The sequence below is a fragment of the Pseudomonas sp. BYT-1 genome, assembly GCF_023611805.1.
GTDB classification, from domain to species: Bacteria; Pseudomonadota; Gammaproteobacteria; order Pseudomonadales; family Pseudomonadaceae; genus Aquipseudomonas; species Aquipseudomonas guariconensis.
This window is the reverse complement of sequence record NZ_CP072559.1, coordinates 3,868,944-3,883,348: the sequence shown is the minus strand read 5'-3', so window position 1 is coordinate 3,883,348 and position 14,405 is coordinate 3,868,944. Positions and strand designations below refer to the sequence as shown.

12 protein-coding genes and 1 pseudogene are annotated in these 14,405 nt (G+C 62.9%); 9 read left to right on the top strand and 4 right to left on the bottom strand.

The window, feature by feature from the left end; translation table 11 throughout:
- The 3 genes from J5X93_RS18045 to J5X93_RS18035 all read left to right on the top strand — a co-directional run bounded on the left by J5X93_RS18045 (position 1) and on the right by J5X93_RS18035 (position 1,544).
- Positions 1–237 carry a glutaredoxin family protein gene (locus J5X93_RS18045; RefSeq protein ID WP_043206719.1) on the top strand — a complete coding sequence of 79 codons (237 nt, stop codon included), beginning with the start codon at positions 1–3 and terminating at the stop codon, positions 235–237.
- A gap of 63 nt (positions 238–300) precedes the next feature.
- A complete protein-coding gene (locus tag J5X93_RS18040; RefSeq protein ID WP_070573380.1) occupies positions 301–609 on the top strand; it encodes a transcriptional regulator in 309 nt (102 codons plus the stop codon).
- A 50-nt stretch (positions 610–659) separates the two neighbouring features.
- Positions 660–1,544 (top strand): pseudouridine synthase, encoded by an 885-nt coding sequence (locus tag J5X93_RS18035; protein ID WP_250033761.1) that lies wholly within the window; start codon positions 660–662, stop codon positions 1,542–1,544.
- A 77-nt stretch (positions 1,545–1,621) separates the two neighbouring features.
- Here the strand turns inward: J5X93_RS18035 and J5X93_RS18030 are convergent, their stop codons facing one another.
- The 3 genes from J5X93_RS18030 to acnA form a co-directional block, all read right to left on the bottom strand.
- Positions 1,622–3,187, bottom strand: coding sequence for a methyl-accepting chemotaxis protein (locus tag J5X93_RS18030; protein ID WP_043206714.1), 1,566 nt, complete (start codon positions 3,185–3,187; stop codon positions 1,622–1,624).
- A 198-nt stretch (positions 3,188–3,385) separates the two neighbouring features.
- Complete coding sequence (locus J5X93_RS18025) at positions 3,386–4,162, bottom strand: CPBP family intramembrane glutamic endopeptidase (RefSeq protein WP_182942631.1); 777 nt, start codon at positions 4,160–4,162, stop codon at positions 3,386–3,388.
- A gap of 109 nt (positions 4,163–4,271) precedes the next feature.
- Positions 4,272–7,013, bottom strand: coding sequence for an aconitate hydratase AcnA (gene acnA / locus J5X93_RS18020; RefSeq protein ID WP_250033758.1), 2,742 nt, complete (start codon positions 7,011–7,013; stop codon positions 4,272–4,274).
- A gap of 277 nt (positions 7,014–7,290) precedes the next feature.
- On the opposite strand from acnA, the gene rlmM reads away from it, so the two are divergent.
- The 3 genes from rlmM to pdxB all read left to right on the top strand — a co-directional run bounded on the left by rlmM (position 7,291) and on the right by pdxB (position 9,902).
- Positions 7,291–8,355, top strand: coding sequence for a 23S rRNA (cytidine(2498)-2'-O)-methyltransferase RlmM (gene rlmM, locus J5X93_RS18015; RefSeq protein ID WP_043206711.1), 1,065 nt, complete (start codon positions 7,291–7,293; stop codon positions 8,353–8,355).
- Positions 8,356–8,459: 104 nt separating this feature from the next.
- Complete coding sequence (gene tusA, locus J5X93_RS18010) at positions 8,460–8,702, top strand: sulfurtransferase TusA (protein ID WP_043206710.1); 243 nt, start codon at positions 8,460–8,462, stop codon at positions 8,700–8,702.
- 57 nt (positions 8,703–8,759) lie between these two features.
- Positions 8,760–9,902, top strand: a complete 1,143-nt coding sequence (gene pdxB, locus J5X93_RS18005) for a 4-phosphoerythronate dehydrogenase PdxB (RefSeq protein ID WP_182942635.1) — start codon at positions 8,760–8,762, stop codon at positions 9,900–9,902.
- Between the two features lie 144 nt (positions 9,903–10,046).
- Here the strand turns inward: pdxB and J5X93_RS18000 are convergent, their stop codons facing one another.
- Complete coding sequence (locus J5X93_RS18000) at positions 10,047–10,220, bottom strand: PA1571 family protein (protein WP_167358070.1); 174 nt, start codon at positions 10,218–10,220, stop codon at positions 10,047–10,049.
- A 263-nt stretch (positions 10,221–10,483) separates the two neighbouring features.
- Here J5X93_RS18000 and J5X93_RS17995 point away from each other — a divergent pair, with 263 nt between their 5' ends.
- The 3 genes and pseudogenes from J5X93_RS17995 (at position 10,484) to J5X93_RS28615 (ending at position 14,054) form a co-directional block, all read left to right on the top strand.
- On the top strand, positions 10,484–12,247 hold the full coding sequence (locus tag J5X93_RS17995) for an ABC transporter transmembrane domain-containing protein (protein ID WP_090344035.1): 1,764 nt from the start codon (positions 10,484–10,486) through the stop codon (positions 12,245–12,247).
- Between the two features lie 190 nt (positions 12,248–12,437).
- Positions 12,438–13,169: pseudogene (locus J5X93_RS28620) on the top strand (HAMP domain-containing protein); the annotation flags it as partial.
- A gap of 117 nt (positions 13,170–13,286) precedes the next feature.
- Positions 13,287–14,054: a methyl-accepting chemotaxis protein gene (locus J5X93_RS28615; RefSeq protein WP_372240734.1), complete on the top strand. Its 768-nt coding sequence runs from the start codon at positions 13,287–13,289 to the stop codon at positions 14,052–14,054.
- The last annotated feature ends 351 nt before the right edge of the window (positions 14,055–14,405 follow it).

Here is a 14,405-nt window from a genome sequence, read left to right as displayed (position 1 = left end):
ATGCTGCCTGAATGCCAACTGTTCGGCACCTTGGGGTGCCACCTGTGCGAAGTCGCCGAGGCCATGCTGATGCCGTTCATCGAGCATGGCTTGTTGGTGGAGCTGGTCGATATCGCTGAAAGCGAGGCGCTGTTCGAGCGCTATGGGCTGCGCATTCCGGTACTTCGCCGGTGCGATACCGGCGCCGAGCTGGGCTGGCCGTTCGATGCCGAGCAAGTCGTGGCGTTTCTGGGGTGAGCCGTTGACGCAGGCTTGGGCGAATCCGTATGCTGTATATAAATACAGTATACGGATTCGCCCATGTTCAACGTCGAGCAACTGAAGTACAGCGTCAATCGCATGCCGCCCGAGCAGGTATGCGAGGCCGTGCTGGAACTGCGCCTCGAAGGCTTGGTGACCGACGACCGGACTCCGTTCGGCAAAGTCCATTTCAACACCTGTTTCGCTGAGATCGAGGCGTTGTTCCAGCGCGCGGGCTATCACCGTGCGCTGGATGTGGTGGGTTACCAGGGGCTGATCTATGCCCTTTACGATCCCGCCCGCTGGGAGCCAGTGCAAGTACTGCGCTGGCTCAAGGAGCGCACTGAACTGCAGGCCAAGGCTGGTTGAGCCTGTAGCCATGGGGGATAATGCCCGCCTTTGAATTCCCGAGCCCTGTCATGACCGCACCTTTCGACCCTGCCCATCAGCAAGCCAGTACTGTCTGCCTGCCTCCGGGCTCCTGGCAAACCGTGCTCGATTGCCTGTGCGAGCACTTCAAGGGGATCGATCGTGAACAGTGGTTGGACCGCTTCGCCCGGGGGCGGGTGCTGGATGCACAAGGGCAGCCCATTGCGGCGGACTTTCCCTACTGTCGGGGCATGCGCTTGCACTACTTTCGCGAAGTGCTCAATGAAAAGCCGATTCCCGTACAGGAGTCGATCCTGCATGTCGATGAGCATCTGGTGGTCGCGGACAAACCGCATTTTCTGCCAGTCACGCCGACCGGCGAATACGTCGAACAGACCTTGCTGCGCCGCCTGATCCGCCGTCTGGATAACCCGCATCTGGTGCCGTTGCACCGCATCGACCGGCATACCGCGGGCCTGGTGCTGTTTTCCGCCAATCCGCAGACCCGCAGCGCCTATCAACGGCTGTTTCCCGAGCGGCGTATCGACAAACGCTACCAGGCCATAGCGGCGGCACTGCCTGAGCGCGAATTCCCTTTGGTGCACCGTAGCCGCCTGGTGCATGGCGAACCCTTCTTCCGCATGCATGAGGTGGACGGTGTGGAGAACAGCGAAACCCTTGCCGAAGTGCTGGAGAAGAACGGCAAGCTGTGGCGCTACGGGCTCTCACCGGTGACAGGCAAGACGCACCAATTGCGGGTGCATATGGCGGCGTTGGGCGCCGGTATCTGCAATGACCCGTTCTATCCGCAGCTTTCGAAGGATGAGGACGACTACCAACGCCCCTTGAAGCTGCTGGCGCACAGTTTGCGTTTCCAGGATCCCCTGACTGGGGAGATGCGTTACTTCGAGAGCCGACTCTCGCTGGATTGGTGAAATCTGTCGGGGTGAGGGCAAGCCCGCGCCTACAGGTTGGTAATGCACCTGTAGAGGCGGGCATGCGCCGACGTGCGTCAGCGGTTGAAGCGTTCCACCAGTGAGTACTGACTACCGGCGGTGCTGGTCAGCTCTTCACTGAGCAAGGCAGAGCGCTGGGCCTGTTCGGCAGTCTGGTCGGCCAGATCGGCAATGGTGCTGATGTTGCGGCTGATCTCGTCGGCCACAGCGGTTTGCTCCTCGGTGGCCGCGGCGATCTGGGTGGCCATGTCGGTGATGTTGGCCACTGCTTCGCTGATACCTATCAGGGCCTGGTCAGCCTCCATCACCCGCTCCACGCCTTCCTGGGCCTGACGATGGCCATTCTCCATGGTCTGCACCGCATTGCTGGCGGTCTGCTGCAACTTGGCGATCAGGTTGTGGATTTGCCCGGTGGACTCTGCGGTGCGCTGAGCCAGCTGGCGGACTTCATCGGCCACGACCGCGAAGCCACGACCCATCTCACCTGCACGGGCAGCCTCGATGGCGGCGTTGAGGGCCAGCAGATTGGTCTGATCGGCGATGCCTTTGATCACATCGACTACGCCGCCGATCTCGTCGCTGTCCTTAGCCAGTTGGGTGACGGTCTGCCCGGTTTCGCCGACGGCTTGGGAAAGGCGAGAAATGGCCTCGCGGGTTTCTCCGGCGATCTGCCGACCCTGGCTGGTCAGTCGATTGGCCTCTTGGGTCGCATCGGCGGTGCGCTGCACATGGTTGGCCACCTCCTGGGTGGTGGCAGCCATCTGGTTGACTGCGGCGGCGACCTGCTCGGTCTCGACTCGCTGACGCTCCAGGCCGGTGGAGCTCTGATGGGCCAGAGTGTCGGACTCGCGTGCCTGGTCGCTGAGTTGCTCGGCGCTGTCCTGCAGGCGAGTCAGGCAGGTCTTCATGCGGGCGTCCTGGCTGAGCATGGCCATTTCCAGGCGCGCCTGTACACCCCGGCTGTCGGTGTACATCTGTGCAATCAATGGATCGGAAGTGGTCTGTTCGGCCAGGCGCAGCAGGCGCTTGAGGCCGCGCTGTTGCCAGCTCAGGCCGAGCAGGCCCAGCGGCACCGACAGGCCGGCAGCCAGGGCGAACCCCCAGGAGTGGCCGAGCCAGTTGCCGATCAAGAAGCCGATCTGGCTGACCAGGATGAATGGCAGCCAATCCTGTAGGACAGGCAGCCACTTGTCGCGGCGTGGAATCGCGGGCTTGCCTTGGTTGATGCGTTGATACAACGCCTCGGCGCGGCGGATCTGCTCGGCCGTGGGCTTGACCCGCACCGACTCGTAACCGACTACCTGGTTATTGTCGAAGATGGGCGTGACGTAGGCGTTGACCCAGTAGTGATCGCCAGACTTGCAGCGGTTCTTGACGATCCCCATCCACGGCAGGCCCTGCTTGAGGGTTTGCCACATGTGGGCGAACACCGCCGATGGCACATCGGGGTGGCGGACCAAGTTGTGAGGCGCTCCCGTCAGTTCCTCGCGGGAGAAGCCGCTGATATCGATGAACGCATCGTTGACGTAGGTGATCACCCCCTTGGCGTTGGTGGTGGAGATCAACCGCTGTTCAGCAGGAAACGTCCGCTCTCTCTGGGTAATCGGTTGGTTGTTACGCATGAGGTTCAATCCGCAAGGCTTTGAATCCGTATCGGCCAGCCGCCGGTTTTATTGAATGTTTATTTAATTTACTTGATCTGGCGCAATGAATGGCACCCAGGCTTGATTAAAGAAATTCGGTTTTTTCCAATCAATTGGCGTCTATATTGCCGATTTTTTACGGTTTTGTGACGCGCTGGTCCGATCATGACCGATTGTTTAGCCAATTGCCAGCATCGGATAGCTAAAGCCTGCAAAGTGGACAAAGTTCAGACCGAAATGGCAAAGCACCGCCGCCATCAACCCGCCCCGGCGGTAAGCCAGGCCGTAACCGATGCCGGCGAGACTGGCCAGGCAGAACCACTGCCATCCCGCTCCCAGGTGGGCCAGGCCAAACAGTAATGCGGCGGCGAACAGCGCCAGAGACTCATGGCCCAATAGCCGTTGCAAGCCACCTTGGATGTAGCCACGGAACAGCAACTCCTCAGTGAGGCTGACCAGGAGCAGGTTGTTCAGTAGCCAGAGCCAAGCCTGATCCGGCCATTTCGGTGCCCAGGTCACTACACCAAGCGCCCAAGCGCCGCCGAGGCACACGAGCACGGTAGGCGGCAGGATGAATGCCAGACTGGTGCTCCAAGCGGCCCCGCGCCAGGCCAGCACCCATGGGCACGTCAACAACAGCCAGAAGCCGATCAACGGCTTGTCGAGATTCAGGTACATGGAAAAGGGCAGGGCGCCGTCGCTGAAGGTCGCTTGGTCGATCACCTTGGCGCTCTGGAAGCCAGGTAGCCAGTGCACTGCCAAGGCGATGGCCAGGACGATGAACAGCACGTGCCCCGCCACTTGTTGCCAGCGCACCGCACGGTGCGCCAGCAGGGCGGCGCAGATCAGGGCGCCAAAGGTGGGCAGACTGGACAGGCCCAGGCTGCCATGGATCAAGGCCAGGCCGTAACCGAAACAGAGCGGGATCAGTGCGGGCCAGGAAAGCGGATACATGGGAATTCCTTGTCATGACGTCGTCGAAATCCTTTCGACTGCCCAGGTGGCGCTCAGGACACCACCTGGGTTCGCGTCGGTGATGGGGCTCAGGCGCCCCGATGTCCGATCAGGCTGCGATCAGCTGGCGCAGCACATAGTGCAGGATGCCGCCTGACTTGAAGTACTCCACTTCGTTCAGGGTGTCGATCCGGCACAGTACTTCGGTTTGCTGCTGCTGCCCGTCCTCGCGGGTGATACGCAGCGCCAGAGTCATGCCGGGGCGCAGCTGCGCGTCGGTGAGGCCCTGTACGTCGATGCGCTCCTTGCCGGTCAACCCAAGGGTCTTGCGGTTTTCGCCGGCCCTGAACTGCAACGGCAACACGCCCATCCCCACCAGGTTGGAGCGGTGAATACGTTCGAAACTCTCTGCCAGCACAGCCTTGACACCCAGCAGGTTGGTGCCCTTGGCGGCCCAGTCGCGGCTGGAGCCTGTGCCGTACTCCTGGCCGGCGATCACCACCAGCGGGGTGCCTTCGTCCTGGTAGCGCATGGCCGCGTCGTAGATCGACAGCTTCTCGCCGCTGGGTACATGCAAGGTGTTGCCGCCCTCTTCGCCGGCGAGCATTTCGTTGCGGATGCGGATGTTGGCGAAAGTACCCCGCATCATGACCTCATGGTTGCCGCGTCGTGAGCCGTAGGAGTTGAAGTCCCTTGGCTCCACGCCCTTGCTGCGTAAATAGCGACCGGCGGGGCTTTCGGCCTTGATGTTGCCTGCCGGGGAGATGTGGTCGGTGGTCACCGAGTCGCCGAGCAGCGCCAGGATGCGAGCGCCCTGGATATCGCGGACCTGTGGCAGCGGGCCGCCGATCGTGTCGAAGAACGGTGGATGCTGGATGTAGGTGGAGTTGTCCTGCCAAACATACGTGGCCGCCTGAGGCACTTCGATGGCTTGCCATTGGGCATCGCCGGCGAAGACTTCGGCGTATTCCTTGTGGAACATGGCGGTGTCGACCTTGGCCACGGCCTCGGCGATTTCCTGCTGGCTGGGCCAGATATCGCGAAGGAATACCGGTTGGCCATCCTTGCCGATGCCCAGTGGGTCACGGGTCAGGTCGGTGCGCACGCTGCCGGCCAGGGCGTAGGCCACCACCAGGGGCGGAGAGGCCAGCCAGTTGGTCTTGACCAGCGGATGCACACGGCCTTCAAAGTTGCGGTTGCCCGAGAGCACCGAGGCCACCGTGAGGTCGGCGCTGCCGATGGCCTGCTCGATGGCGTCATCCAATGGGCCGGAGTTGCCGATGCAGGTGGTGCATCCGTAGCCGACCAGGGCAAAGCCGAGTTGGTCGAGGTAAGGCGTAAGGCCGGCTGCCTTGAAGTAGTCGGTGACCACTTTGGAACCCGGAGCCAGGGAGCTTTTCACCCAAGGCTTGCGGGTGAGGCCTTTCTCGACGGCTTTCTTGGCTACCAGGCCGGCCGCCATCATCACGCTGGGGTTGGAGGTGTTGGTGCAGGATGTGATGGCGGCGATCACCACTGCGCCGTCACGCAAGGTGTGGGTCTGACCGTCATGGGTATAGTCGATTTCCCCGGCCTGGTCGGCATTGCCCACGGCCACACCGCCGCCTCCTTCGCTTTCCAGGCGTCCGACCTCCTTGGCCAACGGTTTGGGCTGCAGTTCGATGAAGCCCTCGAAGGCCTGGCTGACCTGCGACAAGGCCACCCGGTCCTGTGGGCGCTTGGGTCCGGCCAGGCTGGCTTCGACATCGTGCATGTCCAGCGACAGGGTATCGCTGAAAGCCGGTTCATGACCGGGCACACGCCACAGGCCCTGGGCCTTGCAATAGGCTTCGACCAACTGCACTGCCTCTTCCGGACGCCCCGAAAGACGCAGGTAATCGAGCGTCACCTGGTCCACCGGGAAGAACCCGCAGGTGGCGCCGTACTCCGGAGCCATGTTGGCGATGGTGGCGCGGTCGGCCAAGGGCAGGTCGGCCAGGCCATCGCCGTAGAACTCGACGAATTTGCCCACCACCCCCTTCTTGCGCAGCATCTGGGTGACGGTCAGCACCAGGTCGGTGGCGGTGATGCCCTCGCGCAGCTTGCCGGTCAGCTTGAATCCGATCACCTCGGGAATCAGCATCGACACCGGTTGGCCAAGCATCGCCGCTTCGGCCTCGATGCCGCCCACACCCCAGCCGAGCACGCCCAGGCCGTTGATCATGGTGGTGTGGGAGTCGGTGCCGACCAGAGTGTCGGGGAAGGCATAGGTACGGCCGTCGGCTTCACGGGTCCAGACGGTGCGGCCCAGGTACTCCAGGTTGACTTGGTGGCAAATGCCGGTGCCCGGCGGCACCACGCGGAAATTGTCGAAGGCGCTCTGGCCCCAGCGCAGGAAGGCGTAGCGCTCACCGTTGCGCTGCATCTCGATGTCGACGTTCTGGGCAAAGGCGGCGGGACTGGCGTAACGGTCGACCATCACCGAGTGATCGATCACCAGATCCACCGGGGACAACGGGTTGATCCGCTGCGGATCGCCACCGGCCTTGGCCATGGCGGCGCGCATGGCAGCCAGATCGACCACCGCGGGCACGCCGGTGAAGTCCTGCATCAGGACCCGTGCGGGGCGGTACTGGATTTCCCGATCCGAGTGACGCTCGCCCAGCCAGCCGGCCAGGGCGCGTAGGTCATCGCCGGTGACGGTCTTGCCGTCTTCCCAGCGCAGCAGGTTCTCCAGCAGTACCTTGAGCGACATGGGCAGACGCTGCAGGTCGCCGAGCTGCCGGGCAGCCTCGGCGAGGCTGAAATAATGATAGGTGTGGTCGGCCACCTTGAGGGTCTTCAGGGTCTTCAGGCTATCGAGCGAGTGCATTGCCAACTCCTTCTGCGCCGGTGTCCGGTCATTCCCGCTTCGAGTGTGCGGACTTGCCACACAAGCCAGTGGATGCCGGTATCACCGCTCTGTAACGGCCCGTACGCAACGGACCTGGCTGAATGGTCAGGGTAGACTGGTTTGCCGGTCCTGACCCACTTCTGGACAGGTGGGGCATGTCGCAGGTTCCGATCTTCCTTTATCATCGCCGCCCTGCCGGCGCCTGCTTTGCGCCGGATCAAGGCTGGCGATCCAGGCCAGCGACGTGGAGTGAAAGATGAATACCCTGTTCATGCATTGCCGGCCCGGTTTCGAGGGCGAGGTCTGCGCCGAAATCAGCGAACACGCCGCCCTCTTGGGCATTGCCGGCTACGCCCGGGGCAAGCCGCAGAGTGCCTGCGCCGAGTTCGTCTGTGCAGAGCCCGATGGCGGCGAGCGCTTGATGCGTGAACTGCGTTTCGAGCGACTGATCTTCCCCCGCCAGTGGGCACGGGGCGCGTTCGTCGAACTGCCGGAGAGCGACCGGATCAGCGTCTTGCTCGAACACTTGGCCGATTACCCGGTGTTCGGCAGCCTGTGGCTGGAGGTGCTCGACAGCAACGAGGGCAAGGAGCTCTCGACCTTCTGCCGTAAATTCGAAGTGCCGTTGCGCAAGGCCCTGCACAAGGCCGGGCGCCTGGTCGAGAATGCCGCAGGGCCGCGCCTGCTGTTGACCTTCATCAGTGGGCGCCGGGTGTTCGTTGGCCTGGCCGAGTCGAACAATTCGGCCCTGTGGCCCATGGGTATCCCGCGGTTGAAGTTTCCTCGCGAAGCGCCCAGCCGCTCGACCCTCAAGCTGGAGGAGGCCTGGCACCAGTTCATCCCACGCGAGCAGTGGGACCTGCGGCTGAACGACGACATGACCGGCGTGGACCTGGGTGCCTCGCCGGGCGGCTGGACCTATCAGCTGGTCAAGCGGGGCATGTTGGTGACGGCCATCGACAACGGCCCAATGGCAGAAAGCCTGATGGAAACCGGTCTGGTCCAGCACCTGATGGCCGATGGGTTCACCTGGCAGCCCAAACACACCGTGGATTGGATGGTCTGCGACATCGTCGAGAAGCCTGCGCGCACTGCCTCGCTGATCGAGACCTGGCTGGGGGAGGGGCTGTGCCGCGAGGCGGTGGTCAATCTCAAGCTGCCGATGAAGCAGCGCTATGGCGAAGTACGCCGCCTGCTCGACCGGATCGAGGCAGGCTTCAAGGCGCGCAAGGTCAAGGTATCGATCGCCTGCAAGCAGCTCTACCACGACCGCGAAGAAGTCACTTGTCATCTGCGCCGGCTGGACCTCAAGTCGCGTTGATCGACCACAGGCCTGGCCAGCGCCCACCGTCGTGGAGCTGGCTCGGCCCTCTTGGACCTCGTCGTCCGATGCGCGACAATGCCCCATCATTTGTGGAGCCCCCCATGACCGAATTCACCCCTGACGCCATCCTCGATGCCACCGGCCTGAATTGCCCGGAGCCGGTGATGATGCTGCACCAGCACGTGCGTGACCTGGCGGCCGGTGGCCTGCTCAAGGTCATTGCCACCGATCCCTCCACCCGCCGCGACATCCCCAAGTTCTGCAACTTCCTGGGCCATGAGCTGCTGGAGCAGCAGGAGCAGGCCGGCACCTACCTGTACTGGATCCGCAAGAAGGCCGACTGAGCCTGGATCGCGCACCGCAATAGGGCCTACACTGCGCTCCCCTCACAGGAGAGCGCCATGCTGATAGTTGCCGACGAGAATATCCCGCTGCTCGATGCTTTCTTTGCCGGGTTCGGCGAGATTCGCCGCTACCCAGGCCGCAGCATCGACGCCGCCTGCGTCAAGGACGCCGATGTGCTGCTGGTGCGTTCAGTGACCCAGGTCGACCGGCGACTGCTCGAAGGCAGCCAGGTGCGTTTCGTCGGTACCTGCACCATCGGCACCGATCACCTGGACTTGGACTACTTTGCCCAAGCAGGCATTCACTGGAGCAGTGCACCAGGTTGTAACGCCCGTGGCGTTGTGGATTACGTGCTGGGCAGCTTGCTGACCTTGGCCGAGCTCGACGGTGCCAAGCTCATCGAGCGGGTTTATGGCGTCGTCGGCGCAGGGCAGGTCGGTGAGCGCCTGGTGCGGGTGCTGCATGGCCTGGGCTGGAAAGTGCTGGTCTGCGATCCACCTCGCCAGGCGCGGGAAGGTGGGGACTTCGTCAGCCTCGACACTCTGCTGCAAACCTGCGATGCAATCAGCCTGCACACTCCACTGCAGCGCGATGGCGAGTACCCCACCTGGCACTTGCTGGGCGCCGATCAGTTGGCGCGCCTGCGCCCTGGTACCTGGCTGATCAATGCCAGCCGTGGCCCGGTGGTGGACAATCAGGCCCTGCGCGAGCTGCTGCTCGATCGCGAGGACGTGCACGCGGTGCTCGATGTGTGGGAGGGCGAGCCGCAGGTGAGCCTCGACCTGGCCGACCTGTGCACCCTGGCCACGCCGCACATCGCCGGCTACAGCCTGGACGGCAAGCAACGGGGTACGGCGCAGATCTATCAGGCGTTCTGCCGCTGGCGGGGGGAGCCGGAGCAGGTGCAATTGTCTGAACTACTGCCTGCCCCGGCGCTGGCGCAGATCGATCTGGACGCCAGTTGTGACCCGGCCTGGGCATTGGCGACGCTGTGCCGTGCGGTCTATGACCCGCGTCGGGACGACGCCGATTTTCGTCGAAGCCTGAGCGAAGACCCCGCTCAACAGCGCGCCGCATTCGACCTGTTGCGCAAGCACTACCCACAGCGGCGGGAGATCGAAGGGCTGGCGGTACACCTGCGTGGCGAGGCGCCGCAATTGGCGCAGATGGTCTGCGCGCTGGGTGGTGTGCTGGTCTGATTCGGCAGGTTGAAACTGCGGCGTTTCCATTGCCAGAGGGAGGCTTTCGAAGGGGGCTTTTCCTTCAAGCGGGTTTCGAGCAGACACCAACGGGCGTGCAAATAAAAACCCGGCGCATGCGCCGGGTTGTAAGGAATGCTTGGCTCAGGCCTTTTTAACGCGTTCGACCCGGCTTTGCTCCAGGTCCTTGCAGGCCTTCTGGATCATCTGCTCGGTGATCGGGATTTCCCGCCCCTGTGCATCGATGATCGAACCACAGACCTGAGGTTGTGGTGGGTTGGGGGCCTTGGGTGTTTCACTGCCATGTTGCAGGCTCATTTCCTGTCTCCTCATCAGGTTCAAGCTCAGGATAAACCGTTGCCGTGACTGCCTTGTGACATATCCCTTGCGTCGCGGCAGGGGTAGTCCACCAGAAAGTTCATGAAAGCTCCAGCTTCGTTTTAGAACGAAAGCGCATAGGGACTGATCTATGCTCCCTTGCACGGCGTCTCGCTTGTTAACGATGGCTGCAGACGCTGTACAGTTCCGCATTGTCCGATGAGTGGTAGGCTGCAGGCTCTTCGCAGTGGATGGCCCCTTTCATGCCTGAACCGGTTTCCGTGCGTCAACGTCGGGCTCTGCGCCTGGCCTGGCAGTTCATCCGTCCTTACCGCAAGCAAGTCGTGTTGGCATTGCTGGCTTTGATCGTGACGGCTGCCATCACCTTGTCTATGGGGCAGGGCATTCGCCTGTTGGTGGACCAAGGCTTCATGACCGGTTCACCGCATCAGCTCAACCAGACCATCGGCCTGTTCCTCGTGTTGGTGCTAGCCCTGGCAGTGGGCACGTTCAGCCGCTTCTACCTAGTTTCCTGGATCGGTGAGCGCTGCGTGGCGGATATCCGCAGGGCGGTGTTCGATCACCTGCTCGGCCTGCATCCGGGCTTTTTCGAGGACAATCGCAGCTCGGAGATCCAGTCGCGGTTGACGGCAGACACCACTTTGCTGCAATCGGTCATCGGCTCGTCGTTGTCGATGTTCCTGCGCAACGCCTTGATGGTCGCCGGCGGTGTGGTACTGCTGTTTGTCACCAACCCCAAGCTCACCAGTATCGTGGTGCTGGCCTTGCCGCTGGTGCTGGCGCCGATCCTGCTGTTTGGCCGGCGGGTACGCAGCTTGTCGCGCCAGAGCCAGGATCGGGTCGCCGATGTCGGCAGCTATGTCGCCGAGACCTTGGGCCAGATCAAGACCGTACAGGCCTATAACCACCAGCCGCTCGATCGCGAACGCTTCGCCGAGACCGTGGAGGCGGCCTTTACCGTGGCCCGGCGGCGTATCGCCCAGCGTGCTTGGTTGATCACGTTGGTGATCGTGTTGGTGCTGGGCGCGGTGGGGGTGATGCTCTGGGTCGGCGGCATGGACGTGATAGCAGGGCGCATCTCCGGTGGCGAGCTGGCCGCGTTTGTGTTCTACAGCCTGATCGTCGGCAGCGCCTTCGGTACCCTCAGCGAAGTCATCGGCGAGCTGCAGCGCGCAGCGGGTGCGGCTGAACGTATTGCCGAACTGCTGGCAGCACGCAGTGCGATCCTGACGCCGGCCCAGCCCAGCGAGCAGGTGGCGGGACGGGCGAGCGGGCACATCGAACTGCGTGAGGTGCACTTTGCCTACCCGTCGCGCCCGGGCGTGGCGGCCATTGACGGCCTGAGCCTGATCATCGAGCCGGGGCAGACCGTGGCTTTGGTCGGACCGTCCGGCGCCGGGAAGTCGACCCTGTTCGACTTGCTGCTGCGTTTCTACGAGCCCCAGCAAGGGCAAATCCTGCTCGATGGGCAGGCGATCACTGCGCTGGACCCCACTTGCTTGCGCCGGCAGTTCGCTCTGGTGGCGCAGACCCCGGCGTTGTTTCGCGGCACGGTGGAGGCCAACATCCGCTATGGCCGACCCCAGGCCAGCCTGGCCGAAGTCGAGGCAGCGGCGCGCAGTGCCTATGCCCATGAGTTCATTGAGCAACTGCCTCAGGGCTACCAGACACCACTGGGTGAGGCAGGGATCGGCTTGTCCGGTGGACAGCGCCAGCGCCTGGCAATCGCTCGGGCCTTGCTGGTAGATGCGCCGATCCTGCTGCTCGATGAAGCCACCAGTGCCTTGGATGCGCAGAGCGAATACCTGGTCCAGCAGGCCTTGCCGCAGCTCATGGCCGGGCGCACCACGTTGGTCATCGCCCATCGCCTGGCCACCGTGCAGCATGCTGATCGCATCGCGGTGATCGACAAGGGGCGAGTGGTGGCGGTGGGCAGTCATCGTCAGCTCATCGAGCAAAGCCCACTTTATGCGCGCCTGGCTGCGCTTCAGTTTGCAGCGGTATAGCGCGCAATGCGCTTGTAACATTTCTGTAGCAATTGCCTGAGACTATCTAGCTCAACTGTTGCGTAAGTGCTCGACCTGGCTGCTATCGATCGATGGCAGCTTTTTTTTGGCCTGCGAACGAAGACAAGGACGTCTTGTGCGGCAGCCTTCGGCCTGTCGTTTCCCCAAGCCTTGCTTGCGAGATCTCCCGATGTTGCATAAATCCCTCAGAGTGCAAATTCTCACCCTGCTTGGCGGCAGCCTGGTGGCGATGCTGCTGATCGCCTTGGTGTGCTTCCAGTTCCTGTCCGCCAACGTGCGCGGCTATGCCGCGCTGGTCGATGGCCCGTTGCGTGATTCGCAGTTGATCGACGAGGCCAACCTGCAGTTCAAGATCCAAGTGCAGGAATGGAAGAACGTGTTGCTGCGTGGTCGTCAGAGCGCCGAGCTGGACAAGTACTGGCAGCAGTTCCAGGCCCGCGAACAGCAGGTACAACAGTTGCTTGAGCAGTTGATCGGCGCCAGCGACGGTGAACTCAAGGCGCGATTACAGCACTTGCGCGACAGCCACCGGCAATTGGGCAAGGCCTATGCCCAGGGGCGTGAGGCGTTTCTGGCCGCAGGTGGTGATCCGGTTGTGGGTGACCAGGCGGTGAAGGGCGTGGACCGCGCCGCCAGCGAGCAAATGAGCGAGTTGGTCGAGCATTTGCGAGCCGACGCCCACGAGCGTTCGACAGAACTCAGCGCCGCTGCCCAGCGTACGGTGTGGCTGGGCATGTTGGTGATGCTCGCATCGGCGGTGCTGGTGGGCCTGTTCAGCCTGTGGCTGGTCAACCGCAGCCTGGTCGAGCCGATCCGTGATTTGATCGAATATGTGGCGCAATTGAGCCAAGGCCGCTTCGGCGCTCGGGTTGACAGCCGTCGACAGGACGAACTGGGCCGCCTGGCCCGTGCCGCCAATACTTTGCGGGACTTCCTGGCCGAGACCGTTGGCCGGCTCAAGGACAACGCCGATGAGCTGGAAACCGCCAGCGGTCAGTTGCGCACCCTCGCCGGGGGAATGGCCCGGGGCACGGATGATCAGTTCCAGCGCACCGACCAAGTGGCCACGGCGATGCACGAGATGTCCGCCACCGCGCAGGAGGTGGCGCGCCACGCAGCCGAGGCTGCGCGGGCGGCAGACGATGCCGACCACAGCGCCCAGGCCGGGGAGCAAGTGATGCAGGCAACCATCGACATCATTGGCGTGGTCAACCGTGAAATTGCTGGCACCGCCCAAGTGATCCGCGAACTGGAAAGCGACAGCACACGTATCGGTAAGGTTCTGGAAGTGATTCGTGGTATCGCCGAGCAGACCAACCTGCTGGCGCTAAATGCCGCCATCGAGGCGGCCCGCGCTGGTGAAGCCGGACGTGGTTTCGCAGTGGTGGCCGACGAGGTCCGCAGCCTGGCCCAGCGCACGGCTGCGTCGATCGCTGAGATCAATCAGATCATCGACGCCGTGCAGTCCGGCGCGGTACACGCGGTCAAGGCTATCGAAAGTGGCCAGCGACGCAGCGAGGAAGGCGCCGAGCAGGTCGAGCAGGCAGGGCAGATGCTGCAGCGCATCACCACGGCGGTGGAGGCGATCCGCGACATGAACCGGCAGATCGCAACGGCAGCTGAGGAACAGACCAGCGTTGCCGAAGATATTTCCCGCAACTTGGTGGAGATCACCCGCATCGCCACGGCCAACCAGCAGGCCGTGCAGCATACCGAGCAGGCAGGCCAACGCCTGCATGGTCTTTCCGGGCAGCTGGCTGAAGTCACCTCCCGGCTCAATGCCTGACCAGGTTCTGGGCCGCTTGGCGGCCCAATCGCCACACAATGCCGTTCACACCGGTTTCGAACCTCTCCCACAATCTTGAGGGGGAAACCCGCCATTTCTCTTCTGGCGACCTGTCCCATGTGGCGGATTGTCGCCAGCGAAACCGCTAAAGATGGCCTGCGACCAAACGTCCTGGCTATTAGTCGTTGGTCTTGGCGTAACTGGCACAACTTCTGCTTAAGGGCGAGCGGGGCCAAGGCCCACGGCAATCCTGTCCCGATCCTTCGAAACCCCAGGCGTTGACCTTCAGCGGTCCTGCTGGCCAGTTGCCGCAGGATGTAGCGTCGCTGACGCGAAGGTCACGTGAGTCAG